Raw genomic sequence first — 224 nt, forward strand, 5'->3', positions numbered from 1 at the left:
CTGCAAGAACTGGCCTGTCGTCGTGATTGCCCCAATCGTCGAAATCTTGTCCCAATTGGTTTTGGCATCGAGCACTGGGCTCTGCCCACACGGCGCCCAAGTCCGCGATACCGTGGGTTTCAGTTTGAAACCCACTTCGTCTAGAAAAGCCAGCGTTTCTCCGTCCTCCATCTTTTTTTCGAACTCAGGCACCACGGTTTCGATCCAAGCGATGACCGCTTCTT

Annotated in this window: 1 protein-coding gene; it reads right to left on the reverse strand. The window is 53.6% G+C overall.

Annotated elements, in window-relative coordinates; translation table 11 throughout:
• Positions 1-224, reverse strand: a 224-nt coding sequence (locus GUI70_RS23890) for a transposase (protein ID WP_202630631.1), incomplete at both ends; no start/stop codon positions are given.

The sequence above is a fragment of the Deinococcus alpinitundrae genome, from assembly GCF_009982895.1.
In the GTDB taxonomy this organism is placed as follows: domain Bacteria; phylum Deinococcota; class Deinococci; order Deinococcales; family Deinococcaceae; genus Deinococcus; species Deinococcus alpinitundrae.